The 25,991-nt window shown below is 45.6% G+C and carries 25 protein-coding genes and 1 tRNA gene; 20 read left to right on the plus strand and 6 right to left on the minus strand.

Features of this window, described 5'->3' with window-relative positions; genetic code table 11:
• The first annotated feature begins 16 nt into the window (after window positions 1-16).
• Both gltX and KHN79_RS03745 read left to right on the plus strand, forming a co-directional pair.
• Window positions 17-1,444: a glutamate--tRNA ligase gene (gene gltX, locus KHN79_RS03740; protein WP_182011544.1), complete on the plus strand. Its 1,428-nt coding sequence runs from the start codon at window positions 17-19 to the stop codon at window positions 1,442-1,444.
• 637 nt (window positions 1,445-2,081) lie between these two features.
• Window positions 2,082-3,035: an OmpA family protein gene (locus KHN79_RS03745; protein WP_182011545.1), complete on the plus strand. Its 954-nt coding sequence runs from the start codon at window positions 2,082-2,084 to the stop codon at window positions 3,033-3,035.
• A 139-nt stretch (window positions 3,036-3,174) separates the two neighbouring features.
• Here the strand turns inward: KHN79_RS03745 and KHN79_RS03750 are convergent, their stop codons facing one another.
• From KHN79_RS03750 to KHN79_RS03760, 3 genes are all read right to left on the minus strand, one after another.
• Complete coding sequence (locus KHN79_RS03750) at window positions 3,175-3,681, minus strand: Fe3+-citrate ABC transporter substrate-binding protein (RefSeq protein ID WP_182011546.1); 507 nt, start codon at window positions 3,679-3,681, stop codon at window positions 3,175-3,177.
• A gap of 211 nt (window positions 3,682-3,892) precedes the next feature.
• Window positions 3,893-3,969: transfer RNA gene (locus tag KHN79_RS03755), tRNA-Arg, on the minus strand.
• 68 nt (window positions 3,970-4,037) lie between these two features.
• The gene (locus tag KHN79_RS03760) at window positions 4,038-5,171 is read right to left on the minus strand and encodes a flagellar assembly protein FlgT (protein WP_182011547.1); all 1,134 of its coding nucleotides are present in this window, start codon (window positions 5,169-5,171) and stop codon (window positions 4,038-4,040) included.
• 174 nt (window positions 5,172-5,345) lie between these two features.
• Between KHN79_RS03760 and KHN79_RS03765 the strand changes: the two genes are divergently transcribed.
• Together KHN79_RS03765 and flgP are read left to right on the plus strand one after the other, a co-directional pair.
• Window positions 5,346-5,984 carry a FlgO family outer membrane protein gene (locus KHN79_RS03765; protein WP_182011548.1) on the plus strand — a complete coding sequence of 213 codons (639 nt, stop codon included), beginning with the start codon at window positions 5,346-5,348 and terminating at the stop codon, window positions 5,982-5,984.
• A gap of 9 nt (window positions 5,985-5,993) precedes the next feature.
• Window positions 5,994-6,425: a flagellar assembly lipoprotein FlgP gene (gene flgP / locus KHN79_RS03770; protein ID WP_182011549.1), complete on the plus strand. Its 432-nt coding sequence runs from the start codon at window positions 5,994-5,996 to the stop codon at window positions 6,423-6,425.
• A 270-nt stretch (window positions 6,426-6,695) separates the two neighbouring features.
• On the opposite strand, the gene flgN is transcribed toward flgP, so the two are convergent.
• From flgN to flgA, 3 genes are all read right to left on the minus strand, one after another.
• Window positions 6,696-7,121 carry a flagellar export chaperone FlgN gene (flgN, locus tag KHN79_RS03775; RefSeq protein ID WP_182011550.1) on the minus strand — a complete coding sequence of 142 codons (426 nt, stop codon included), beginning with the start codon at window positions 7,119-7,121 and terminating at the stop codon, window positions 6,696-6,698.
• A gap of 26 nt (window positions 7,122-7,147) precedes the next feature.
• Entirely contained in the window at window positions 7,148-7,462 is a 315-nt protein-coding gene (flgM, locus tag KHN79_RS03780; RefSeq protein ID WP_182011551.1) for a flagellar biosynthesis anti-sigma factor FlgM, read from the minus strand.
• 125 nt (window positions 7,463-7,587) lie between these two features.
• Entirely contained in the window at window positions 7,588-8,334 is a 747-nt protein-coding gene (flgA, locus tag KHN79_RS03785; RefSeq protein ID WP_182011552.1) for a flagellar basal body P-ring formation chaperone FlgA, read from the minus strand.
• Window positions 8,335-8,410: 76 nt separating this feature from the next.
• Between flgA and KHN79_RS03790 the strand changes: the two genes are divergently transcribed.
• From KHN79_RS03790 to KHN79_RS03865, 16 genes are all read left to right on the plus strand, one after another.
• Window positions 8,411-9,337: a chemotaxis protein CheV gene (locus KHN79_RS03790; RefSeq protein ID WP_182011553.1), complete on the plus strand. Its 927-nt coding sequence runs from the start codon at window positions 8,411-8,413 to the stop codon at window positions 9,335-9,337.
• 12 nt (window positions 9,338-9,349) lie between these two features.
• Window positions 9,350-10,177: a protein-glutamate O-methyltransferase gene (locus KHN79_RS03795; RefSeq protein WP_182011554.1), complete on the plus strand. Its 828-nt coding sequence runs from the start codon at window positions 9,350-9,352 to the stop codon at window positions 10,175-10,177.
• Between the two features lie 364 nt (window positions 10,178-10,541).
• On the plus strand, window positions 10,542-10,937 hold the full coding sequence (gene flgB / locus KHN79_RS03800) for a flagellar basal body rod protein FlgB (protein ID WP_182011555.1): 396 nt from the start codon (window positions 10,542-10,544) through the stop codon (window positions 10,935-10,937).
• A gap of 5 nt (window positions 10,938-10,942) precedes the next feature.
• Window positions 10,943-11,359 carry a flagellar basal body rod protein FlgC gene (gene flgC, locus KHN79_RS03805; protein ID WP_182011556.1) on the plus strand — a complete coding sequence of 139 codons (417 nt, stop codon included), beginning with the start codon at window positions 10,943-10,945 and terminating at the stop codon, window positions 11,357-11,359.
• A gap of 17 nt (window positions 11,360-11,376) precedes the next feature.
• Complete coding sequence (gene flgD, locus KHN79_RS03810; protein WP_182011557.1) at window positions 11,377-12,084, plus strand: flagellar hook assembly protein FlgD; 708 nt, start codon at window positions 11,377-11,379, stop codon at window positions 12,082-12,084.
• Window positions 12,085-12,114: 30 nt separating this feature from the next.
• Window positions 12,115-13,428, plus strand: a complete 1,314-nt coding sequence (flgE, locus tag KHN79_RS03815; RefSeq protein ID WP_182011558.1) for a flagellar hook protein FlgE — start codon at window positions 12,115-12,117, stop codon at window positions 13,426-13,428.
• Window positions 13,429-13,718: 290 nt separating this feature from the next.
• Entirely contained in the window at window positions 13,719-14,468 is a 750-nt protein-coding gene (locus tag KHN79_RS03820; protein ID WP_182011559.1) for a flagellar basal body rod protein FlgF, read from the plus strand.
• Window positions 14,469-14,486: 18 nt separating this feature from the next.
• Entirely contained in the window at window positions 14,487-15,275 is a 789-nt protein-coding gene (flgG, locus tag KHN79_RS03825; RefSeq protein ID WP_182011560.1) for a flagellar basal-body rod protein FlgG, read from the plus strand.
• A 30-nt stretch (window positions 15,276-15,305) separates the two neighbouring features.
• Window positions 15,306-16,085 (plus strand): flagellar basal body L-ring protein FlgH, encoded by a 780-nt coding sequence (gene flgH / locus KHN79_RS03830; protein WP_182011561.1) that lies wholly within the window; start codon window positions 15,306-15,308, stop codon window positions 16,083-16,085.
• A 43-nt stretch (window positions 16,086-16,128) separates the two neighbouring features.
• Window positions 16,129-17,220, plus strand: coding sequence for a flagellar basal body P-ring protein FlgI (locus tag KHN79_RS03835; protein ID WP_182011562.1), 1,092 nt, complete (start codon window positions 16,129-16,131; stop codon window positions 17,218-17,220).
• Window positions 17,221-17,238: 18 nt separating this feature from the next.
• On the plus strand, window positions 17,239-18,192 hold the full coding sequence (flgJ, locus tag KHN79_RS03840) for a flagellar assembly peptidoglycan hydrolase FlgJ (protein ID WP_182011563.1): 954 nt from the start codon (window positions 17,239-17,241) through the stop codon (window positions 18,190-18,192).
• Window positions 18,193-18,353: 161 nt separating this feature from the next.
• Window positions 18,354-20,294 (plus strand): flagellar hook-associated protein FlgK, encoded by a 1,941-nt coding sequence (gene flgK / locus KHN79_RS03845; RefSeq protein ID WP_182011564.1) that lies wholly within the window; start codon window positions 18,354-18,356, stop codon window positions 20,292-20,294.
• 13 nt (window positions 20,295-20,307) lie between these two features.
• Window positions 20,308-21,501 (plus strand): flagellar hook-associated protein FlgL, encoded by a 1,194-nt coding sequence (gene flgL, locus KHN79_RS03850; RefSeq protein WP_182011565.1) that lies wholly within the window; start codon window positions 20,308-20,310, stop codon window positions 21,499-21,501.
• 393 nt (window positions 21,502-21,894) lie between these two features.
• Window positions 21,895-23,049: a flagellin gene (locus tag KHN79_RS03855; protein WP_182011566.1), complete on the plus strand. Its 1,155-nt coding sequence runs from the start codon at window positions 21,895-21,897 to the stop codon at window positions 23,047-23,049.
• A 602-nt stretch (window positions 23,050-23,651) separates the two neighbouring features.
• Window positions 23,652-24,482: a family 16 glycosylhydrolase gene (locus tag KHN79_RS03860; RefSeq protein WP_182011567.1), complete on the plus strand. Its 831-nt coding sequence runs from the start codon at window positions 23,652-23,654 to the stop codon at window positions 24,480-24,482.
• Between the two features lie 317 nt (window positions 24,483-24,799).
• Window positions 24,800-25,933: a flagellin gene (locus KHN79_RS03865; RefSeq protein ID WP_182011430.1), complete on the plus strand. Its 1,134-nt coding sequence runs from the start codon at window positions 24,800-24,802 to the stop codon at window positions 25,931-25,933.
• The last annotated feature ends 58 nt before the right edge of the window (window positions 25,934-25,991 follow it).

Genomic DNA, 25,991 nt, shown 5'->3' on the forward strand with positions numbered 1-25,991 from the left:
CCCCTAAGGAACTCAAATGACGGTTAAAACTCGTTTTGCTCCTAGCCCAACTGGCTATCTACACGTTGGTGGTGCACGTACTGCACTGTACTCTTGGCTATATGCTAAAAACCAAGGTGGCGAATTCGTTCTGCGTATTGAAGATACTGATCTTGAGCGTAACTCTAAAGAAGCGGTTGATGCGATTCTGGAAGGTATGGAATGGCTGGGTCTGGAGTGGAATGAAGGTCCTTACTACCAAACTCAACGTTTTGATCGTTACAACGAGATGGTTGATAAGCTTCTTGCGGAAGACAAAGCATACAAATGTTACGCATCGAAAGAGCTGCTAGACGAAGTTCGTGCCGAGCAAGAAGCAAACAAAGAAATGCCTCGTTACGATGCTAACCATCCAAAAATTAAAGCGGCAAACGAAGCGGCAAAAGATGGCGATCCATGTGTTATCCGTTTCCGTAACCCAAAAGAAGGCAGCGTAGTATTTGATGACCAGATCCGTGGCCGCATTGAAATCAGCAACACGCAAATGGATGATCTTATCATTCGCCGTACCGATGGTTCTCCAACGTACAACTTCTGTGTTGTGGTAGACGACTGGGATATGGGTATCACCCACGTTGTACGTGGCGAAGACCACATCAACAATACACCTCGTCAGATCAACATCTACGAAGCATTGGGTGCGCCAGTACCGACATTCGCACACTGTGCAATGATCCTAGGTGATGATGGTGCGAAACTGTCTAAGCGTCACGGCGCGGTATCAGTAATGCAGTACCGCGATATGGGTTACTTGCCAGCGGCACTGAACAACTACCTAGTACGTCTGGGTTGGTCGCACGGTGACCAGGAGATCTTTACTCAAGAAGAGATGATCAATCTGTTTAGCCTAAACGCAGTATCTAAGTCAGCGTCTGCTTTCAACACTGACAAGCTGCAATGGTTGAACAACCACTACATCAAAAACTCAGACCCTGCCTACGTTGCAGAGCACCTGCAATGGCACCTGGATCAGCAAAAATTGGACGTTACTAACGGTCCAGCTATCACAGAAGTCATCAAGCTTGTGGGTGAGCGCTGCAACACGTTAGTTGAGCTGGCTGAGCAAATTCGTTACTTCTACGAAGATTTCTCTGAGTTTGAAGCGGGCGCTGCGAAGAAGCATCTACGTGGCGTAGCGAAAGAGCCTTTAGAGCTTGCACTTGCAAAAGCAGAAGCGCTAACTGAGTGGACAACTGTAAACATCAAAGATGGCGTTATTGCGGCAGTATGTGAAGAGCTGGAAATCGGTATGGGCAAAATTGGTATGCCATTACGTGTAGCAGTAACAGGCGGTGGTCAGTCTCCTTCTGTTGATGCGGTTATGGCACTGATTGGCAAAGAGCGTTGTGTTGCTCGCATTAAGATGGCGCTTGCGTTTATCGCTGAGCGCGAAGCAAATGCCTAATTTCCTCAGAAATTAAGTATTTGAATAAATAGTCAAAAAGCCGCGGTATTTTCCGCGGTTTTTTTGTGTCTCAAAACCCTTTTAGAGGAGAAAGGCTGACTAATCTCGTCGGTATATGAGTTTTAGCCATGCCGAATTGCTCGTTAATTGATTAGATTTTGTAATCCTAATTGATCTTTTTAGCGTAAGATTTAACCGCTTTTGTATAAAATATCTCCTTGATTTATATCTTCTCTCCATAAAGTTCCTCAAATTGTGTCTCAATGCTGAGAAAACAATTTGCTTTAGCTATGTTTTTTTGAAAATTAAAGCAAACGTTTGCGTCATTGTCATTGCTTGATTAAGGGTGCTCTGGATCACAAAAAGTCATGCTTATTGATGACAGTAAATTGACAGTTTTGGGATTTTTATTGGGATTTCTTAGCGTTATAGTTCGCCGCGTCAGTGAAAACCAGATAGCGATACTCATCACTGTACTGGAATGTTACCCAAGCAATCTTAAGCAGATACTTTGCAACTGCATGTATCGAGTTTGCTTCGGTATTCGGCTCAAGGAATGAATAAAAGTTGAAATACAACGTCAGTCAGGCGACGCATTTCGTGAACTAATAAAAGTAATTCTTTATAGGAATCAATAATGAAAAAACTAGCAGCGGTAATTTCGGCATCTTTACTTATGGCATCAGCAGCTCAGGCAGAAGTGTACCTGGGTGGTAAGATGGGTAAATCATGGCTAGAAGATGCTTGTGTAGCAGGTCAGTCTTGCGATAAAGATGATACGACTCTTGGCGGTTTTGTTGGTTACGAGTTCAACGACTACATTGCAGTTGAAGCCGGCTTTGACAACATTGGTGATTTTGACAGCACTTCATTCGATGGCCACGTAGAAGCAATCACACTTGCACCTAAGTTTAGCCTTCCAATTACTGAAGACATCGCAATCTACGGTAAAGTAGGTGGCGCTTACGTAATGTTCGGCGGTAAAGACGATTACTCTTACCTGGGTGCGGCAGGTCTTGAGTTTAACCTAAGCCAAAACGTAACAGCTCGTGCGGAATACCAAACTATCACTGACATCAACAACGATGTTGTTCGTGCAGCAGGTAACACAGCAACTCTGGGTGTATCATTCAAGTTCGGCGGCAATGATGAGCCAGTAGTTGAAGAGGCTCCTGTTGTTGAAGAAGTGGTTGTGGTTGAGCCAGAACCAGTAATCGTAATGAAAACATTCCAAACGCAAACTATCGGTACTGGTGGTTTCGAGCTAAACAGCACAGCGCTTAAACCAGAAAGCGCAGCTAAGCTAGATAACCTAATTGCTTTCCTGAATGAGCATCCGCAAGCTAACGTTGAAGTTGTAGGTTATACGGATGCTTCTGGCGCTGCTTCATACAACCAACAAATTTCTGAGAAGCGTGCAGAGTCAGTTGCTAACGCTCTGGTAGAACAAGGCATCGATGCATCACGTATCCACGCTCGCGGCGAAGGTGAAAATAACCCAATCGCAACAAACGAAACTCGTGAAGGTCGTGCACAAAACCGTCGTGTAGAAGTTATCGTTCCTGAATTTGAATACCAGGTTCAGCAATAAGATCGTTTCTGAAAACAGAATAGAATCTTGAATTTCAATCCCTCAAGGAGAGTGCTCCTTGGGGGATTTTACGTTTTGGTATTTCTGCATCCTACCAATCTCAAACGAGAAAAATGAAAAACCAGTTTACGAAGGTAGATTATTTAAGGTCGATACTGTTAAGGCGTCCCATGAAAGTGAGTATTTCTAAGTTTTCTTTGTGTGCTTCGAGCAGCGCTTTTTTGGTTTGCATATAAGCAGCAAGTTTGCCGTATTTACTGATAGAGCGAACAACGGTCTTGTATTTGTATTCTCCGTTTTCATTAAACTCTCGCCACTTTGCAATATAGCAAGTATCTCGGTTTTCCGGGTTCTCAAGAGTAGGGTTAGGTTTATGTACAATCTTCGGTTCAACGCTGTGCGGCAATCTTGTCATCAGGTAGGGGTCCTTTAAAAGACGCCGCCAAAACTTGCCCCACATTTCTAGTCCTAACTCATTTCTGAGTTTAATGGCCTTCTTTAAGCCCTTTTCCTCCCCGATGCGCACGAACCCGACAGAGCGGTGCAGTACCTTGTCCTCCGGGGTGTGAATATGAATTTTAAAGGCTGTTTTGCCTTTTGAAATAAAGCGGTGTCCAGTGTTAGTGATTAAATTGCTCTTCGTCATAGGCTAAATAATATCTTTATTAATAGCTGAAAGGGTAAGCAAAACTCTTAAACAATTAAAGTCACAAAATATAAAACTGTAAATAGTAGAGCTTTAAATTACTTATGGGTGAGGAGAAACGTTGCTGGCAGACTATAGCTCACTTGGATAAGTTAGTATTGATACCTCAAAAAGAAAAAACCTTAGCTCAATCTGAGCTAAGGTTCTGATATGGCGCCCCCAGTAGGATTCGAACCTACGACCTGTCCCTTAGGAGGGGACTGCGCTATCCAGCTGTGCCATGAGGGCGTGATCGAATAAGATGCGTCATCTATGATATTCAAAAGAACACATATAACAAGGGCTAATCTCTTCTTTTACAGCATCTTGCTCATTACATCGCCAATTTGAACGCTTGATGCCAGATTTGCCTGGTCAATTTTAACCTCTGCCTCGTGCTCAAAAACGCGGGAAACGGTTAGTGTGATGTCACTTTGCGACACTTTATTGCGCGGTAAGCCGTTTTGGTCAATGAAGGAAGCGGTATGCCACAGCTGCAACTTATCGCCTTCTTTTACACCGTGCATTCTGCCTAAATCGATAGTAACCGTATTACCGTAGACAGCCACGATTTCAGGTAAGGTGATCTTACAGGAAAGCTCAGACTCCAAATCCAGCATGATGTTGCGGCTAACGCGCAGCATCATTTCACCGTAAGTTGAAGACCAGAACCGGGCACTGCGAGTATCTACCTGACTGGTTTTGGCAAATGGCCAGCGAGCCACTTCACGATAGTTTTTATTGAATACTTCATGGCCTGTCTTGCCGTCAAACACTTTGATTTCCAGCGCAAACTGGCGGTTGATGATGTCATCTTGTAGCACTTGTGATTCAACCGTCGCCGTCAGATCGGTAATTACCCCGCCAATAATGTACTGAGCTCCATTATCTTGAGCGATCATTTGTGTACGGGCAGGGTAGCTTCGGCTGATTGAGTAATCGGTTGTGCCTACCGAGACAAAGCTACGCGAAGTCTGATCGAGCTGACGGTTCATTACATAGCTGAAATCATCACCTACCTGATAGATTTGCCCCATTACTGCTTGTTGAGGGGAGGCAACATCAATATTGCCGACCAATACGGTTTTCTTGTACTGAGCTGTGTGGCAACCCGTTGCCGACGGATAGATATCGACACGCATTTTCAGTTCCATTTTTCCGCTACGTTTGCGCTCAGACTCTACGAGGATGTAACGAACCTCATGATTATTGAATTGGTACTCTTTACGGTTCTCTTCGAGAAGCGGCATTAAGTTACTAATGCTGCCTATATCCGCCCCCGAAAAATTGACGGCTTTAAACAGAGCGTCTTCCATCGCGTGAAGCCTTGCCGCATCGTCAGAAGATACGATGGTGGCAACACCTGTCACTTCATACCAGGCTGCGATGGCACGTAAAGGCAAAAGCAGAATGAAAGTGACTGAAAGTAAGCGGATTAATTTTTTTTTCATGGGTTACAACCATTCGGGTATAAATATTGCTTTAACAAAATCAATGAAGTTTGGTGGCAATTTCTTAGTTAGACAAACAAAAGAAAAGCAAAGACTGTTCCAACATTACGTTTCTTGCCAAGAATAACAAGGACAAGGGACAGTGACACCCAAGATTATCTGGAGAATCAAACCATGAAAAAATGGCTTGTTGCCGCATCGATGATGACGCTGCTTACATCGTGCGCCTATTCACCAATTTACAATGGTAAAGAACCCTATTCAGGCAGCCAGTTTATGCTGATGGACAGCCCTCGTCATACACTGGACTTTTTTATTGAAAGTATGACCGAAGAGTTAATGGTGTCTAACGTCGCGGTTTCCGCTCGTACACCAATTGCAATTACGTCATTTGTCGATCTGCAAAACATGGATGCGACAAACTGGCTAGGCAACTCTGTATCTGAAGGATTTATCCATCAGTTTCAGCGTCGTGGCTTTCAGGTTGTCGATTTCAAGACCACAGGATCGATTCAGGTTACTCAGCAAGGTGATTTTGCACTGAGCCGAGACTGGAAAGATCTCGCGCAAGAGCAGCAAATTCAGTATGTGGTAACCGGTACTATGCTGCGTCAGGAAGGCGGTGTGCTTGTCAATGCACGTGTGGTTGGTATGCAAAGCCGCATCGTAGTAGCAACTGCGCAAGGTTTCTTACCGGCGGATCGTATTGGCCGCGATTTAGATACCCTGAACAGTATCCGTACTCAAGACGGCGTATTGATTCGTTCAGACCCGACGATTCGTCAGCCATACACTGTGATTCTCCGCCCATAGGATTTAACCATGAAGAAATTTATATTTGTTATTGCCGCAATGTTGCTGGTGGGGTGTCAGCCATTACAGCAGATGCGTCAGGATGAGTTGCTGGTGGCCGTGGGTTATGCGAGTGTAAGTGAACAAACTGGCCGTACGGTGGAAGAAAAACGCGTGCGGGCAATGCGTGCGTCTAAAATTGATGCTTACCGTGAGTTAGCCGAGCAGGTTTACGGTATGCGTGTTAGCGGTCGTGCGGAGCTACAAGATCAACGTTTAGGTACAGAGAGTACAAGCGGTGCTGTTGATGGCGTAATTCGCGGTGCGGAAGTGGTACGCAGTTATATGGTAGAAGATAGTTATGTCACTGAGCTTCATCTCGATATCCGTAAAATGGAGAAGTTACGTGATTATGGCGAAGTGCAGCAGGTACCTGAAAAGCGTCAGCAGACTTTGTTCTAATACCAATCTGGATAAGTAAATGGTCAATTTATTGCGAAGAGACAATCACTTAGAGCAAGGCATAGATTGAAGTAACTAGTCATTCTAATTGCAAAATCTATAACGCGGCTATCAGTGATTTTAACCAGCAAGAATGAGCAGATACTTGTGTAGATTGGTATAATTTAATAGCTTCAGATAATCTTGTTCAGACGGCTCATTGGTAACGATGGGTCGTTTTTTTTATGCGTGAATTTCAATCTGTAAGTCTGTAAGAAAAGGGGCTACCGTTTAGGCTTTGATATTTGTTCCTAGGGTAGAGATAGTGTGGGTTTTTCCACCGGCATTGTAGGTCATTCCGATTTTGCCGTGGGTATGTTGCAGCATGTTGTTGAGTTTATTAAAACTCATTTGTGCACGGCTGAGAGATTCGCCGTTCACTTGGTTGACTTGCTGGCAATCCAGAACGATAGACTGGATCTGGGCGACAACCTGACTCAGGTTTTCATCTTCGGTAAGTTGATTGACATGCGGGTGAGAGGCGATTCGCTGATCAGTGGTTCTGAGCTGATCAATGAGTGTCATTTTTTGTTTGGCAATGGCCTCGATATCAGCAGAGACACGAGCTGTTATGGCTTGTGTTTCCTTACGCAAGATACCGGAAAGTGCCTTAGCATTTTCGAGCTGGAAGTTAACGAGATCGACAAGTGCTGCCATAAATACTTACCTTGGAACTAAGTTAGTTAGCTTTGACTGTTCAGTTCATTTTCAAACTTAATCATACTGTCAGCCAGTTTCTCTGGATCAACTTTGTATGAGCCGTTTGCAATTGCTTCTTTAATTGCCGCCACTTTTGCGTTGTCATAAGCTGGAGATGCAGCCATGTCCTTCTGGAGCTTGCTGACAGCTTTACCTTGCTGGCTTAATGAAACCGCGTCTTGTTGTGTAGGCGTTTTCTGCGACTCTGCTGCGCTGGTTGCATTTGAGTCTTTACGAGCAGGAGCACGACTGTTAGTCGTCATCATCTGACCTGAACGTATGTTATCTATACCTGCCATGTTTAACCTTTGCCTTGTATCGTAATACTGGTATTCAGACTATCGACCAATGCAAAAAAATCTTTAATAATTTTTTGCATTTTTATTGATCAATTTTCAACTTGTTCTTTTGACAGTCAAAACGGTCAAAAGTTGACGGTTATCTCTGCAATACCGGTCACTATGCCCTCTATTATACGCTGAGACTTGTCATTTTTCACTCTGACTTGATCACCCGATGATCCATCTTGTAATGCAGTGCCTTGAGTTGTGATGGTCATTCCCGCTTTTATCGCTTTTATCGTTACTTTTTCGTTGCGGCAGACAACGCAGACATCGTTGCGCTCGACGACATCACCAAGACGTACATTACGTTTTAATTTGGCACCGACCACTTGTTGGTAATCCGTGAATCCATCTTTACGAAAACGCTGCAATTCAATCATGGAAGTGGTAACGTCGCCTGCACTGATGATCTCTCCGCGGCCAAGTTGGCGGGTGGTGACAATCATAGGAACCGAAGCAGATATACGCACCGGGACGTAGACTTTCCAGTCATCGGCCGGGCATTCAACCAATACGTTAATATTACTGCGGGTGCTGCTGGTGGTGGACGCCGATGTATCGAGTGGCTCCGGGCAGTCTGTCGCTTTAATCCGGGAGTCAATATTTGCCGCGTTGACGGACAACTCACCTCCCGCTGGCTGATCGACGGTGGCTAAAATATGCTGCTCCGCTGCCGTTTTTATCTGTTCGATCTGACTTTCTGATGCAGAATGGACAAAAAAGCTAAACATACCGAGTAACATGCCGATAGCTATAGCGTACTTTTTAAATACCGCTCTACATATTGTCTTAGTCAATGTGGTCGAAGTGATAGTGAAATACGCCATAAGGTCTCCCTGGAACAATGCTTGCCAGTGGTAGAGTATCATTTAAAAACAAAAAGTTTGAGATGGAGATGAGCAAATGACGGGGATTCTTGACTCAGTGAATCAGCGTACGCAACTCGTTGGTCAAAACCGACTGGAGTTGCTGACCTTTAGATTGATGGGACGACAGCGTTACGGCATCAATGTATTCAAAGTGAAAGAAGTTCTGCAATGTCCTAAGCTGACAGCAATGCCAAACTTGCACCGGTTAGTGAAAGGCGTTGCTCATATCCGCGGTCGTACTGTATCTGTTATTGATTTGAGCCTGGCAATTGGCGGCCGCCCAACCACAGATATTGAAAATAGTTTTGTAGTGATTGCCGAGTTTAACCGTTCAACTCAGGCGTTTCTGGTATCTTCGGTCGAGCGCATCATCAATATGCACTGGGAAGCGATTTTGCCGCCACCAGAAGGCGCGGGTAAAGCACACTACCTGACAGCGGTAACAAATATCGATAACGAGTTAGTCGAAATTATCGATGTTGAAAAAATCCTGGCTGAAATTGCGCCGGTTGATGAAACCATGGACGCAACTATTGGCGAGCAGATCAGTCAGGCAGAGCAAGAGAAAGCCATCGTACGTCGTATTTTGATTGTTGACGACTCAACAGTAGCGCGTAAGCAGTTAGAAAGAGCAATCCGCTCAATCGGTTTTGAGGTGGTGTCTGCGAAAGACGGCAAAGAGGCATACAAGACGTTGTGTGAGATGGCTGGCGAAGGGAATATTTACGAGCAAATTTCTTTGGTGATTTCTGATATTGAAATGCCCGAAATGGATGGCTATACCCTAACAGCAGAAATTCGCAGAAATACCGACTTAAAGGATCTTTATGTTATCCTTCACTCTTCTTTGAGTGGCGTTTTCAACCAGGCCATGGTTGATCGCGTGGGGGCAAATACCTTCATTGCGAAATTTAACCCGGACGAGCTGGGGAACGCAGTTAAATCTGCATTAATACAATAAAAAGAGACATTAATGACTGCTATTACAATCAGTGATCAAGAGTATCGTGACTTTAGCCGATTTCTGGAAGCGCAATGTGGCATTGTGTTAGGCGATAGTAAGCAATACTTAGTGCGCAGCCGATTAAGTCCGTTAGTGACAAAATTTAAGCTTGCCTCGTTGTCTGATTTGCTACGTGATGTGGTTTCAGGGCGCAACCGTGAACTGCGTGTTGCTGCCGTGGATGCGATGACAACTAACGAAACGTTATGGTTTCGAGATACTTATCCGTTCACGGTTTTAGCTGACAAATTGTTGCCAGAAGTGGCGGCAAGTAAACGCCCTATCAAAATCTGGTCGTCAGCCAGTTCATCGGGTCAGGAACCGTACTCGATCGCGATGACCATTCTGGAAACCCAACAGCGTAAGCCTGGTATGCTACCAAGTGCTTCAATTACGGCGACGGATATTTCTGCCAGCATGCTGGAGATGTGTCGTGAAGGGGTTTACGACAATCTGGCGTTGGGTCGTGGTTTGTCTCCTGAACGCCGTCGTACTTTCTTTACCGATGCAGGTGATGGTCGTATGAAGGTTAATGACAACGTGAAGCGTTTAGTTAACTTTCGACCGCAAAATCTGCTCGACAGCTACGCGCTATTGGGTAAGTTTGACATTATCTTTTGTCGTAACGTACTGATTTATTTCTCTCCGGAGATGAAGTCTAAAGTACTTAACCAAATGGCGAGCAGTTTAAACCCGGGTGGTTATTTATTACTGGGTGCTTCTGAGTCGTTAACTGGGCTGACTGATAAATTTGAAATGGTACGTTGTAATCCGGGTATCATTTATAAGCTTAAATAGCAGTATCTTTGAATTTGATAATAAAGCCTGACCCAGTGTCAGGCTTTTTCGTTTTCTGCCCCTTCTCTTTGAACGGCCACCAGAGGCTCGCTCTTAATCCGACGTTTTACACCATTCAATAATATCTATTTGGCATTTCGCGTTTTCTCTCTCTAAACCATGGTTTGATTTAGCCTGTTGCTGCTACAAGGTGTATCTTTAATCAAGTGAGTTAAGAGACAGTCGACATTCCAATCACCCTGGCTCACTTATTGCTAAGTAAGTATGACAATATCTGAAGAGTAATCGAGATGCCTTTTGTTTTTGGCATGCTAATTGCTTTTTAGATATTAATTACGGTCAGTTCTTAATTGTAGAGGCAAACATGGCTATATCTTTTGACAAGGCACTAGGCATCCACCAGCACACGGTGGGCGTACGTGAGCGCAATGCAGAGGTGATTTCCACCAACATCGCGCAAGCAAACACGCCTGGTTACAAGTCGAGAGGTCTGGACTTTGCGAAGGAACTGCAGGCGGCAACATCCGGGGCAAGCATTAGTCTTAACCGGACCGACGGTCGGCATATTCCTGCCACTACAACGTTGATAGGGGACAAACTGTATCGTCTTCCTACACAACCTGATACGGGCGATGGCAACACGGTTGATTTGGATTTAGAGCGTAACTTGTTTATGCAAAACCAAATCAGACACCAGGCATCACTCGACTTTCTAGGTGGCAAATTCAAGAACTTAACCAAGGCAATCAAAGGGGATTAATTTAGATGAGCTTATTTAACGTTTTCAATGTGACAGGTTCCGCAATGAGCGCTGAGTCTATTCGTCTGAATACTACCTCAAGCAACCTGGCGAACGCCGACAGTATCAGCAGCTCTGCTAAAGATACTTACAAAGCGCGTCATGCTGTATTTGGTGCCGAGTTAAGTAACGCCATGCGTGGTGGCGGTGAAACTGTGCCGGTGAAAGTACTGGGAATTGTAGAAAGCGATAAACCGCTTAATGCGGAGTACAACCCTGATCATCCCCTTGCAAACGAAGAAGGCTATATCTACAAGCCGAACGTTAACGTAATGGAAGAAATGGCAAACATGATTTCAGCTTCTCGTGCATATCAAACCAATGTGCAGGTGGCTGATTCCAGTAAACAAATGCTGCTGCGTACGCTGCAGATGGGTCAATAGGGATAAGGAGATAGCGTATGGCCGGAATCAATAACGTTGGTCAAAGCGGCTTGTCCTATATAGACCAGCTTAAAAGCCTTCAAGAGAACAAGAAAGCGGAAGAGAGCACAGGTAAGCAGGACCTGAAGCAGGAAGACTTCTTATCGTTGCTCACCAAGCAGTTGTCTCAGCAAGACCCTTTTAAGCCGGTTAGTAATGACCAGATGATTGCGCAAATGGCGTCATTTGCGACCGTAGATGGTATTGGCAAGATGAACACTCAGTTTGAGAGTCTCAACTCATCAATGACATCAAACCAGGCATTACAAGCCTCCTCTTTGGTTGGGCGTGATGTGTTGGTTCCTGGCGCGGCGGGTGTGAAAGAAGGTGATGCACCAATGGCGGCAATGGTTAAGCTTTCACAGTCTATCGACAATTTATTTGTTCGTGTAGAAAACGAAGCTGGCCAATTGGTTCGTACTTTTGAGGTAGGTGCGAAACCAGCTGGTGACACACGCGTTGTCTGGGACGGTAATGATGAAAGCGGAAATCCGTTGCCGGCGGGTAAATACAAAGTGAAAGCGTCCGGTTTAGTAGAGGGGGCATCGCAAGAGTTCCCAGTATCGACTTATGCAAACGTGAACAGTGTATTACTTGGCAAAGGTGACGGAAACGTACTACTCAATCTGGCTGGTTTTGAATCACCAGTTCGACTTGCAGAAGTATTAGAAGTCGGGAAGGCGTAATTCTAACAGGTTAGATTTGGAGATTTTGGAATGTCATATGTATCTTTAAGCGGTTTGTCTGCCGCTCAATTGGATTTAAACACCACCAGTAACAACATTGCGAACGCCAACACGTACGGCTTTAAAGAGTCTCGTGCGGAGTTTGCTGATGTATACTCAAATTCTTTGTTCACTAACGCAAAAACCACTCCGGGTGGCGGTGCGCAAGCTAGTCAGGTGGCACAGCAGTTCCACGAAGGTTCTAGCATCTACACCAATAACCCAATGGATTTGCGAATTTCCGGAACGGGCTTCTTTGCCGTGGCAAAGGATCGTCTGATCCCACAGCAAAACGAACTGACACGTAACGGTGCATTTCACCTGAACAAAGATAACTACATGGTAACGGCAAACGATGAGTTTTTGCTTGGTTATCAGGTAAACCCTGAGTCTGGTGAAGTTTCATCCTATGAGCCACAACCAATTAATATTCCAGCCGAATTTGGTAAACCAAAGCAAACGGCGAATATTCAAGTGGGGGTAAACTTACCTGCGAACGGTGATTTGAAAGATCCTACTCAGTTTGATTTCTCTGATCCGGATACATATAACCGTGCGACGTCTTCTACCATCTATGACTCGATGGGCCAGTCTTACAAGTTAACCACTTACTACTTGAAAGACCAGACTCAGCCGAATACCTGGAACACCTATTACACAGTAACGGATAAAAGTGGTGAGAAACCGCTGAACATCGCTCAGGGTGATACGCAGACTCCGGGTGGTCATATTGGTCACACCATGAAATTTAATAATGACGGTACGTTGGCGAGTCTGAACAGTGGCAACCCTATTACGTCTGTCGGTCTGGGTGATCCGGCTACGAACGGCGCTCCGGTCGATCTTAACGGTGCTGATCCAATGCAAACGCTGAACTTAAGTTTAGATTCTGCAACTCAGTTTGCGGCTCCATTCGAACTGACTAAGTTTGATGAAGACGGTGCAACAACGGGCTTCTTAACTAAAGTAGACTTTGATGAAAACGGCAGCGTTTTGGGTACTTACTCAAACGGTGAGAACGTCACTTTAGGCCGGGTAGCTCTGGTACGTGTTCCTAACGAACAGGGTTTGGATAAGAAAGGTGGTACTCAGTGGGATTCAACCCAATTCTCTGGTAGCAAGATTTGGGGTGAATCAAACAAAGGCTCTTTTGGTACGCTGAATAACGGTGTTCTAGAGCAGTCTAACATTGATATGACTCAGGAGCTGGTGGATCTGATTTCTGCTCAGCGTAACTTCCAGGCAAACTCACGTTCACTAGAAGTTCATAACCAACTACAACAAAATATCTTGCAGATCCGTTAATCGATATTCTGCTTGAGCAAGCTAGTTAGTCTATTGCTACTTTACTTGCTCTCATCATGACATTCATCTGATGCTTAGCCCAAAACCACCTCATTTGGGCTAAGCATGATCTTCTGCTTGCCGCTGTTGCCGCTCAGAGGATCAAAACTTTGCCTCTCTCCGTTGGTTATCTGCATAAAATTGCCACATCTTCATAACTCACCGCTTAACTTATTGAACTTTAGATAAATTTCATTTTGGCATAACTATTGCTTTTACTTCCTTGTACAGAGAATTTTTGGGAGTAAATTATGGATCGCGCACTGTTTCTCGCAATGAGCGGCGCTAAGCAAAATATGCAGGCCCTGCAATTGCGTGCCAACAACTTAGCTAACGTGAGCACCACGGGTTTTCGTGCCGATTTGGCACAGGCTCGTTCTATGCAAGCGTACGGTGAAGGGCACCCTTCACGTGTATTTAGCATGACAGAGCGTCCGGGAAATAATTTTGCTCAGGGTAGTGTGATTACTACTGGCCGCGATCTGGATATCACCATTGAAGGCAGTGGCTGGATTTCTGTATTGGATCACACTGGTAAAGAAGGCCTGACGCGTAACGGTAACTTAAAAGTGGATCAGAACGGTCTGCTGACCAACGCCAGTGGTCATGTTGTATTGGGTGAAAATGATGCCCCGATCACTCTGCCTATTCCTCTCTCAAAAATCGAAATCGGTCGTGACGGCACCATCTCTGTACTACCACAAGGTGCACCGGCAGAAGAATTTCAAGTGGTTGATCGTATCAAGTTAGTCGGTACGGACGATCGCAGCTTATTTAAAGACACCAATGGCCTATTTCGCCATAAAACTCCAAACCAGCCTTACGAAGCAGACGCCGCAATCAGCATCCAGACCGGAGCGATTGAAGGCAGTAACGTCAACGCCGTAGGTGAAATGACCGCATTAATTGACCTTCAGCGTCAGTTCGAAATGCAGGTCAAGATGATGAGCACTGCTGAAGAGATGGATAAGTCTTCAGATTCACTGCTTCGTATGAGTTAACAGAGTTAGAGGTTCACAATGCATCCAGCACTATGGGTTAGTAAAACCGGTTTAGACGCCCAACAAACCAACATCGCAACGATTTCAAACAACCTGGCGAACGCCTCAACGGTTGGCTACAAAAAGAGCCGCGCCGTATTCGAAGACTTGTTCTACCAGAACATTAACCAGCCGGGTGGTCAGTCTTCCCAGAACACAGAGCTGCCAAGCGGTCTGATGCTGGGTGCAGGTTCGAAAGTGGTTGCGACACAAAAAGTGCACACCCACGGTAACGCACAAACTACCACTAATGCGCTCGACATGATGGTGGAAGGTGATGGTTTCTTCCAGGTGACTCTGCCGGACGGCAACATCGGTTACACCCGTAATGGTCAGTTCACGCTGAACGGTGAAGGTACGCTGGTGACTTCAGGCTCTGGTTATGCGGTTGAACCAGAAATTGTCATTCCTGAAGACGCAATTTCTATTACTGTCGGCACTGACGGTGAAGTGTCTGTGCGTGTTCGTGGTCAGCAAGATAACCAGGTTGTCGGTCAGTTAACGATTACCGACTTCGTTAACCCGGGCGGCCTTGAGCCGATTGGTCAGAACCTTTACTTACCGACTGGTGCGAGCGGTGATCCGCAAGAAGGCGTTCCTGGTCTGGATGGTTTGGGTGAAATCCGCCAGTCCATGCTGGAAGCATCGAACGTGAATGTGACGGAAGAACTGGTCAATATGATCGAAGCGCAGCGCGTGTATGAAATGAACTCTAAAGTTATCTCGTCTGTCGATAAGATGATGAGCTTCGTTAACCAGCAGCTTTAAGAGCTAAGCAGAGGAATTAAGGAGCTTATGATGAAACGTATTTGTCTGCTTGCGCTTATCAGCACAATGTCTGGTTGTGCGATGTTAGAGTCTATTGAGACGGATGAGATTACTCAGGCAACAACTGTTGTTGACGCTGTTGAAGGCGATAAGTCGAAAGAAGAAAGCAGCGGTATTGTGGATACATTGCGCGGCAGAACGGATCCGCTGGCTGGCGATCCTGCGTGGGCTCCAATCCACCCGAAGCAGAAACCTGAACATTATGCTGCGGAAACAGGGTCTCTGTTCAGCCCTGAGCACATAACCGATCTTTATGACGATTCTAAGCCGCGTGGCGTTGGCGATATCATCACAGTTACTCTGGATGAGACCACCCGGGCAACTAAAAGTGCCAATGCAGACCTGTCGAAAAGTAATGACTCAACCATGGAGCCATTGTCTGTGGGTGGGCAGGAGTTACAGGTTGGTAATAACTACAATTTTTCTTATGACTTGAACAGCAGCAACTCGTTTACGGGTGACTCGTCTGCGAACCAGAGCAACAGCATTAGTGGTTACATCACTGTTGAAGTGATTGAGGTTCTGGCTAACGGCAACCTGGTTATCCGCGGCGAGAAATGGATGACACTTAACACCGGCGATGAGTACATTCGCCTGAGTGGTACTATCCGCCCGGATGACATCAGCTTCGACAATACTATTGCGTCAAACCGTGTTTCTAACGCACGAATTCAGTACTCAGGTACCGGTTTCCAGCAAGATATGCAAGAGCCGGGCTTTTTGGCACGATTCTTTAATGTAGCTCTTTAAGAGGCCGCATGACGGCAATTTGACGGCAAGAGATAGTATAAGCATGAAACGAATCCTTTTAATTCTGATGAGTATGGCTCTGTTTTCAACTGCAGCCCAAGCTGCACGTATCAAAGACGTCGCGCAAGTGGCGGGCGTGCGTAGCAACCAACTTGTCGGTTATGGTCTCGTTTCAGGCTTGCCGGGCACTGGAGAGTCAAACCCGTTCACTGAGCAGAGTTTTGCGGCCATGTTGCAAAATTTCGGCATTCAGCTGCCGCCGGGTACTAAGCCAAAAATCAAGAACGTTGCCGCTGTGATGGTGACGGCAACCTTGCCGCCTTTTTCCAAACCAGGTCAGCAAGTGGATGTGACTATCTCGTCCATCGGCAGTGCAAAAAGCCTGCGTGGTGGTACTTTGCTGCAAACGTTTCTGAAAGGTCTGGATGGGCAGGTTTATGCCGTCGCCCAAGGTAACCTGGTTGTGAGTGGTTTTAGTGCCGAAGGCAATGATGGTTCAAAGATTGTCGGTAATAACCCAACCGTTGGGATTATCTCCAGTGGTGCGACGGTAGAACGCGAAATTCCAAATCCATTTGGTCGTGGTGATTACATCACGTTCAACTTGCTAGAGTCTGATTTTACAACAGCGCAACGCATGGCAGACGCTGTGAACAACTTCCTTGGCCCGCAAATGGCTAGTGCGGTAGACGCTACGTCGGTACGCGTTCGTGCCCCGCGTGATGTCAGCCAGCGTGTCGCGTTTTTATCGGCTATCGAAAACCTTGAGTTCGATCCGGCTGATGGTGCGGCAAAAATCATCGTCAACTCCCGCACAGGCACGATTGTTGTCGGTAAGCACGTACGTCTTAAGTCAGCGGCGGTCACTCATGGTGGTATGACGGTCGCGATTAAAGAAAACCTCAGTGTCAGCCAGCCAAATGGTTTCTCGGGCGGCCAGACAGTTGTGGTTCCGGATTCTGATATTGAAGTGACTGAAAAACAGGGCAAGATGTTTAAGTTCGACCCAGGTCTGACACTCGATGATCTGGTTCGCGCCGTCAATGAAGTGGGCGCAGCGCCGTCGGACTTGATGGCAATTTTGCAGGCGTTAAAACAGGCTGGTGCTATTGAAGGCCAGTTGATCATTATTTAAATCGTCAGGAGGCAGGCAATGATTAAGAATCCTAACGATATCGGTTTTATTCACGACATCAGTTCGCTCGATTCACTGCGTAAGAAAGCAGTGGAGGGGAAATACGGCGAAGGCGAACAAGAAGCGTTGCGTGCGGCAGCGCGTCAGTTTGAGTCGATTTTTACGAATATGATGTTGAAGTCAATGCGCGAAGCTAACCAAGGTTTCGAGTCGAACTTTATGAATAGCCAGAACGAAAAGTTTTACCGCCAAATGCTCGATGAACAGATGGTGAGTGAACTGAGCTCTTCAGGCTCAATGGGCTTAGCCGATATGATTGTTAAGCAACTGACCGCGGCTCAGGGTAACGATAAGAGCGAAACGGCAATGCGTGAGGCAACTGACCGCGCGGTGGAATTTCGTCGTGTCGATCCGAAAAAAGCGCGTGAAATCGAGCAGCGTCTGATTGAATCTGGCGAATTGTCCCGACCAAACACAAACAACAATGTAGCCCGTATCTCGGAACCATCCCGATTTGATTCTCCGGAATCTTTTGTCAACTCAATGAAGCCTTATGCAGAAAAGGCGGCCAAAGCACTCGGTGTTGAACCGTCTCTGCTTCTTGCTCAGGCGGCGTTAGAAACCGGTTGGGGACAAAAAGTGGTTAAGAACGCGAATGGCAGTAGTAATAACCTGTTTAACATCAAAGCTGACAGGCGCTGGCAGGGCGATAAAATTGCCACTCAAACACTGGAGTTTCATGATAATACACCAGTAAAAGAGACGGCGGCGTTCCGCTCTTACTCAAGCTTTCAGGACAGCTTTAACGATTATGTCCGTTTCTTAAACGACAACCCTCGTTACGAGACAGCGTTGCAACAACGTGGAGATTCGGAGTCGTTTATTCGTGGCATCCACCGAGCAGGTTATGCGACTGACCCGACTTACGCGGATAAAGTTCTGCAAGTGCAGCAGAAAATCGAAAGTATGTAACTCCTTCACGTTTTCAATGACGTTATTCTCAAGGGCTTGCTATGGTGCAAGCCCTTACTTTATCTACAGATCCTCATTTAATTTTTAGTTGGCATACCTTTTGCTTTTCTATCCTCAGTTAACCGGTTTTTACCGTTTTTTTTCGTTTTTTGGGGGCATGTATGGCGTCAGATCTTCTGAATGTAGGTACTCAAAGTGTGCTTACCGCTCAGAGACAGTTAAATACTACTGGTCATAACATTTCTAACGCTAATACAGAAGGTTACAGCCGTCAGTCTGTTATTCAGGGGACCAACGATCCGCGCCAGTTTGGCGGGGTCACCTATGGCATGGGCGTGCATGTGGAAAATGTTCGCCGCTCGTGGGATCAGTTTGCCGTCAATGAACTCAATTTGTCCTCTACCAATAATGCCGCTAAAACAGGAACTCAGGATAACCTCGACTTACTGTCCGGCATGCTGAGCTCGGTAGCCTCCAAAAAAATTCCAGAAAACCTTAATGAGTGGTTTGATGCCGTCAAAACCATGGCCGACACCCCGAATGATCTGGGCGCGCGCAAAGTTGTTCTTGAGAAAGCAAAAATCATGTCTGACACACTGAACGATTTCCATGAAACAGTACGTCTTCAGTCTGATGTCACCAATAAAAAGCTAGAGATGGGCGTTGAACGCATTAACCAGTTAGGGCAAGAAATCCGTGACATTCACCGTTTAATGATGCGCTCGCCGGGCCCGCACAATGATCTGATGGATCAGCATGAGAAGCTGGTAAACGAGCTGTCTGAATATACTAAAGTCACCGTTACACCACGGAAAAATGCTGAAGGCTTTAACGTCCACATCGGTAACGGCCACACACTGGTGTCCGGCACCGAAGCAAGTCAGTTAAAAATGATAGACGGTTACCCAGATGTTCACCAGCAACGTTTAGCGATGGTTGAAGGGAAGGGCATCAAGGCAATTAAATCCGATGACATTGATGGCAAAATCGGCGCTTTGTTAGATATGCGAGACGAACACATCCCACAATTACTGGACGAGATGGGCAGAGTGGCAATGGGTTTCTCATACAAAGTGAATCAGTTGCAATCTCAGGGTCTGGATCTGAACGGCAATGTCGGTAAAGACATGTTCACTGATGTGAATTCAGACCTGGTTGCTAAATCACGTGTGACTGCTGCGCCAAATTCACAGGCAGATGTGGCTGTCTATGTGGACGATATCTCTGCGATCAAAGGTGGCGAATACGTACTGCGTTATGATGGCGGTCAGTACAACATATCGACACCAAAAGGTGAACAGATTCAGCTGGATATAGGACGTTCGGGCTCTTCCTTCGTACTTGATGGTATGAGAGTTGAGATCGGCGAAGGCCTTGCCGCCGGTGAGCGGATGCTGCTGCGTCCCACCCGTAGTGGTGCCGCGATTATAAAAATGGAAACCAACGATGCCAAATCAATCGCAGCTCAGAGCTATGAAGCGTCTACCACATTTGCTCAAGGCAGTGCGGAATTCACTATCCGTAAAGCGGGTGATGTTAAAGAGTTCGAAGTTACGGTGCAGCCGGCGGATGAAACACATGCCACTTCGTGGCTAAAAATTACCGATAACAAAGGCAATTTGTTGTCAGATTCATATTCCTATCCGTTGGACGAAAATAACCCGGTCATCGAGATTTCAGTGCCGGTGAATCACCCGCTGTATAAAACGGGTGCTGTTACTGCTTTTGAACTGACGAATGGTGCGCTGTTGAACGACAAGTTTACTGCCAACCTGGTGCCATCAGAAGGTGGCAACGGCAACCTTAGAAAAATGCAGCATTTGCAGACCACTAAAATGATGGATGGCAACACGAGCACCCTGATTGATGTGTACCACAACCTCAATACTGAGGTGGGGCTGAAGTCGTCCACCGCTAACCGCTTAGCGTCCGTTGCTCGCCTGGAGCATGAAGCCGCGCAAGAGCGTATCGCGTCCATTTCCGGTGTCAATTTAGATGAAGAAGCGGCCAATATGATGAAATTTCAGCAGGCATACATGGCTTCGTCACGAGTGATGCAGGCGGCAAATGATACTTTCAATACCATATTGCAACTGAGGTAAGGAGGAGAAATAAGTGTTAACCCGAATTTCTAGTTTCCATAACTATCAGTCCGTACAGAATGACCTGCGTCGTCAGGAGAACAAGGTTCATCACAATCAGGCACAGCTTGCATCGGGTAAGCAGTTGCTTAAACCAAGTGATGATCCGTTGGCTACGCACTACATCCAGAATATTGGTCAGCAGCAAGAGCAGTTAAATCAGTACCTGAACTCGATTGTTTTAGTACGTAATCGCCTGGAAAACCATGAAGTAAACATCGCTAATGCCGAAGTTTTCGTTGATGAGTCGAAACGACTCACCATGGAAATGATCAACGGCGCGTATTCTCCGGAAGACAGACTCGCCAAAAAACGTGAGATGGAAGAACTGGCGAATAACTTTCTTAACTTAGCTAATGCGCAAGATGAGATTGGCAACTATGTGTTTGCAGGTACGAAGCCGAAAAATCAGCCTTTCTATCGCGATAAAGATGGCAGCGTGGAGTACAGCGGTGATGACTATCAGCGCAAGATGAAAGTATCCAATATGCTTGAGATGCCGATGAATGATCCGGGCAGCAAGTTGTTCATGGAGATTCCTAACCCGTTTGGTGATTACCAGCCGGAGTACGATTTACAAAGTGGTTCTGAACTGCTGTTGGGCCAAGCTATCAATAGTGACAGTGATGACACCGCCTCTTATCGCGTAACTTTTGTCGATATGAACAACGGCAAGTTTGGTTATCAGTTAGAGCGCAACGGCAGAGTGGTAGATGCTGACGAGTTTTCGCCTGAAAAAGGGATTGAATACAAAGGACTGCAAGTCTACGTGAAAGGGCAGATAACGCCTGGTGACAGTATCGGCATTGAAAAGCGTGATTCTTTCAGTATTTTCGATACTTTTAAGCATGCGATGAAATGGTCGGAAAAACCCGTATCGGATGCATCGGCTACGGCGCAGCTACAACAAATGACGGAAGAGTTTCAGGCTGCGTTCATTCATTTGGGTAAAGCACGTACCGATGTGGGGGCAAGATTAAGCACTCTCGATATCCAGGAACAAAATCACCAGGATTTTAATTTGTCGCTGGCAAAAGCAAAGGGTAATTTTGAAGATCTGGATTACTCGAAGGCCGTGATTGAGTTCAACGAAAACTCACGTGCGTTGCAGGCGTCTCAGCAGGCGTTTGGTAAAACCAAAGACCTGACATTGTTTAACTATATTTAGTGCAGTTTCTTTCACGAAAACTGATAGATTTTAATGCCTTATGTGCAATGCCTTAAGTGCGAAAAATTTTGAGTGGTGGAAAAAGCGGCATTTTGTTACCGAAAGCGGCAATGGCATGGATGGCAAGCTAAGTGGCAAAGTTCATCGTAAGCGGTAAACTTTCCATGAATGGATTTTTCTTTGTGTAAGTTGTTGTTTTTAATGTATTTAATTTTATTGTCTTGTGGTTTTGAAAGTTGGCATGTAGGTTGCATTTAAATTATCAGAACAAATTCAGAGACCCTGAATTCTGCATATAAGCAGATTTAGTGAGTAATTTTTACGGTCAGTGCTTTTCCAAATGAGAGTAAAGCTGGCCGCTTCGCAAAGCTGCGAACTCAAAAGGAGAGCATAATGACTGTAACCGTTAATACTAACGTTGCTGCGATGACTACACAGCGTTACTTAAACAAGGCAACTAATGAACTGAATACTTCGATGGAACGTCTGTCTTCAGGTCATAAAATTAACAGTGCTAAAGATGATGCAGCAGGTCTGCAGATCTCGAATCGTCTTACAGCGCAGTCTCGCGGTCTGGATGTTGCTATGCGCAACGCGAACGATGGTATCTCTATCGCTCAGACTGCTGAAGGTGCGATGAACGAAGCGACATCGGTTATGCAGCGTATGCGTGACCTGGCGCTACAGTCGTCAAATGGTACTAACTCTCCTGCGGAACGTCAGGCTATCAACGAAGAATCAATGGCGTTGATTGATGAGTTAAACCGTATTGCAGAAACCACATCGTTTGGTGGCCGTCGTCTGTTGAATGGCTCATTCGGTGATGCATCATTTCAGATTGGTGCGAGTGCCGGTGAAGCGATGATCATGGCGCTAACCAGTATTCGTGCAGATGACATCCGTATGGGTGGCGTTACCTTCTTTGCTGAAAACGGCAAAGATCAGGATTGGGGTGTTGACCCTACCAAAGCTGAACTGAACATTACTCTACCGGGTTTGGGTAAAGATGAAGACGGTAATGTTGAAGACTTAGAAATTAACATTAATGCGAAAGCAGGTGATGATATCGAAGAGCTTGCGACATACATTAATGGTAAGTCAGAGATGATTAATGCATCGGTGAGTGAAGATGGTAAGTTGCAGATCTTTGTTGCTCACCCGAACGTTCAGGGCGATATTTCTATCTCAGGCAGCCTAGCATCTGAACTGGGTCTAAGTGACGAACCTTTCAGATCGTCAGTGCAAGACATTGATATGACTTCAGTACAAAGCTCTCAGAATGCAGTTTCTGTACTGGATGCGGCACTGAAATATGTTGACTCACAACGTGCTGACCTTGGTGCGAAACAGAACCGCTTGAGCCACAGCATTAACAACCTGGCGAACATCCAGGAAAACGTTGACGCTTCTAACAGCCGAATTAAAGATACCGACTTTGCGAAAGAAACGACGCAAATGACCAAAGCACAAATTTTGCAGCAAGCAAGTACTTCGATTCTTGCTCAGGCAAAACAGTTGCCAAACTCTGCAATGTCACTATTGCAGTAGTTTACCTGGTCTGTATTCACATTATTCAGACGTGGATACGAATACAGGCTTGTGGCAAGCGACTTTATAACAGAATGAGCGGCTCTCTCATCTCTCACCTGCCAATCATTTTCAATGTAAAGTTGCACCCGGTATGCCGTAAATGTGTTCATTTCTCTTGATCTCCACATTGGCTCTGGCAAACCAACCCAGCCCCAGTTCTCTCAAAGGAATAGGGGCTTTTCTTTATCTGTTGATCGTAAAATTCCTTGTTCATCTTTTCTAAAACCTCTCTGCTTCCTTCACGACATGCTAATAACTCGTGAATTTTGGCTGCCAACCCTGAATTAATCTTCGATGCTCGGACTCCACAATACCCCATGACTCAACTTCTGTTCAGTTTCACAACGTTCCGTGATGTCCGGCCTTATTTGAGCAAGTAAGTCCCGGGTATCGTCTGTCGTGAAGCGTTATATTTTTATCTGAGACCGATGTGGATGATTTCTAACGGCAATAAAGCGCCGCGGAAGACTTAGCTCTAACTCTGAAAATGAGTAAAACCTCCAATGCTGAGCCTTCGGAACTAGAAATCGTCAGATAGTTAAATCTGATTTGGATAAATTATGGAAAGAATATTTAGGTTATCAGCGCTTTTACTTGTGGGGGCCATATCTGGTTGTAATTCAACCTTTGATGCAAATGCTGAACAGCTTTCTTCAGAAGTAAATCAAGATACGTTAGTAAAAACTGGCAAGCTGAATACGTCGGATGTTCCGCTGTTTGGTGCGGAAGTTTACAGCCACGATAAAGTTAAGTTTGGCAAATTCGTTATGCGTATGAAGATGGTATCGAATCCCGGTGTTGTCTCTTCATTTTTTACTTATGACAATGAATCCTGGAAAGGGGATATTCCATGGCGGGAGATTGATATTGAAGTGATTGGTAAGAGCCCTAATCAGTTTCAGACCAACCTTATTACCGGCAAGCTAACCAAGCGTGTGCATTCGGAAAACGTACATAAGTTAGAAAACTCTGATCAGTTTCATGAGTTTACGCTGACTTGGACACCAGATGAAATTTCATGGTTAGTGGATGGCCATGTTGTGCACGTTGAGACTGCTGAGACGTCACGGCAAGTGATCGATATGCGTGATGCTGCCCAAAGTTACCGCATGAATGTGTGGATATCAGAAGCTGCTGAATGGGTTGGAACGCTTAATATACAAGACTTGCCACTATATCAATACATCGACTGGATAGAATACTACAGTTACCACGATGGCCAGTTTAACTTAAAGTGGCGTGATGATTTTATATTCTTTGATGAACAACGCTGGGGGAAAGGGGACTGGGGCTTTGACGGCAATTTAGTGACTTTCGCAAAGGATAATGTCGTTATTAAAGATGAGATGCTGGTCCTAGGGCTTACGGCAGGCACTCAAGGATTTAAATAACTTAAGAGTGTCAGTTCTACTATTTTCCTCCACAGTTGTTTCTTCTCTGTGGAAGTGCTGATTCTCTCTGTTCAGTTTCACTGCTCTCTTATGTCTGTATTGCCAGTCGGGCTTACTCGGCCCGACTCGTATAAACTTGAGTGATTTTTTCTACTTTTCTTCATTTTTTCTAACTGAATCTCGCTTAGTTATCTTTTTAAATTTTTCTCTAAAGGAATTGGATTTTGCGCCGTTAATAAAAGTAACTTTGAGAGAACTACTTGGTTTTCCGAGACGTCGGAAACCGCATTACCGGAAAATCAATTGGAGAAATCACCATGGCAGTGAATGTAAACACAAACGTAGCAGCGATGACTGCACAACGCTACCTGAACAGCGCAAACTCAGCACAACAAACTTCAATGGAGCGTCTGTCTTCTGGCTTTAAAATCAACAGCGCGAAAGATGACGCAGCGGGTCTGCAAATCTCAAACCGTTTGAACGTACAAAGTCGTGGTCTGGATGTGGCTGTTCGTAACGCGAATGACGGTATCTCTATTGCACAAACTGCTGAAGGTGCAATGAACGAGACATCTAACATCCTGCAACGTATGCGTGATTTGTCTCTACAATCTGCAAACGGTTCAAACTCTAAAGCAGACCGTGTAGCTATTCAGGAAGAAGTAACGGCTTTGAATGATGAGCTAAACCGTATCGCAGAAACCACATCGTTTGGTGGTAACAAGCTGCTTAACGGTACGCACGGTACTAAGTCGTTCCAAATCGGTTCTGACAACGGTGAAGCTGTGATGCTTCAGCTAAAAGACATGCGTTCAGACAACAAAATGATGGGTGGTGTGAGCTACCAGTCTGAAAACGCGAAAGGTTCTGACTGGAGTGTAGCTGAAGGTAAGAATGACCTGAAAATTAGCCTGACAGACAGCTTCGGTGAAGAGCAGGAAATTACGATCAACGCGAAAGCGGGCGACGATATCGAAGAGCTGGCGACTTACATCAACGGTCAGACTGATCTTGTCAATGCTTCAATCGACCAGGACGGTAAGCTGCAACTTTTTGCCGGCAACAACAAAGTTGAAGGTGAAGTATCGTTCTCTGGCAGTCTGTCTGGTGAGCTGGGTCTAGGCGACGGTAAAAAAGTAACGGTTGATACTATCGATGTAACATCAGTAGGCGGCGCACAAGAATCAGTTGCTATCATTGATGCAGCGCTTAAATACGTAGACAGCCACCGCGCAGAACTAGGTGCATTCCAAAACCGTTTCAACCATGCAATCAGCAACTTGGAAAACATTAACGAGAACGTGAACGCATCGAAGAGCCGTATCAAAGATACTGATTTCGCGAAGGAAACGACGGCAATGACTAAGTCACAGATTCTGTCGCAAGCGTCAAGCTCAATCCTTGCGCAAGCGAAACAAGCGCCAAACTCAGCGTTAAGTCTGCTAGGTTAATTTACTACCACAGTCTCTAGTTAAAGCCAGGCTCTGCCTGGCTTTTGTGTATTGATAT

The sequence above is a fragment of the Vibrio sp. B1FLJ16 genome, from assembly GCF_905175385.1.
In the GTDB taxonomy this organism is placed as follows: Bacteria; Pseudomonadota; Gammaproteobacteria; order Enterobacterales; family Vibrionaceae; genus Vibrio.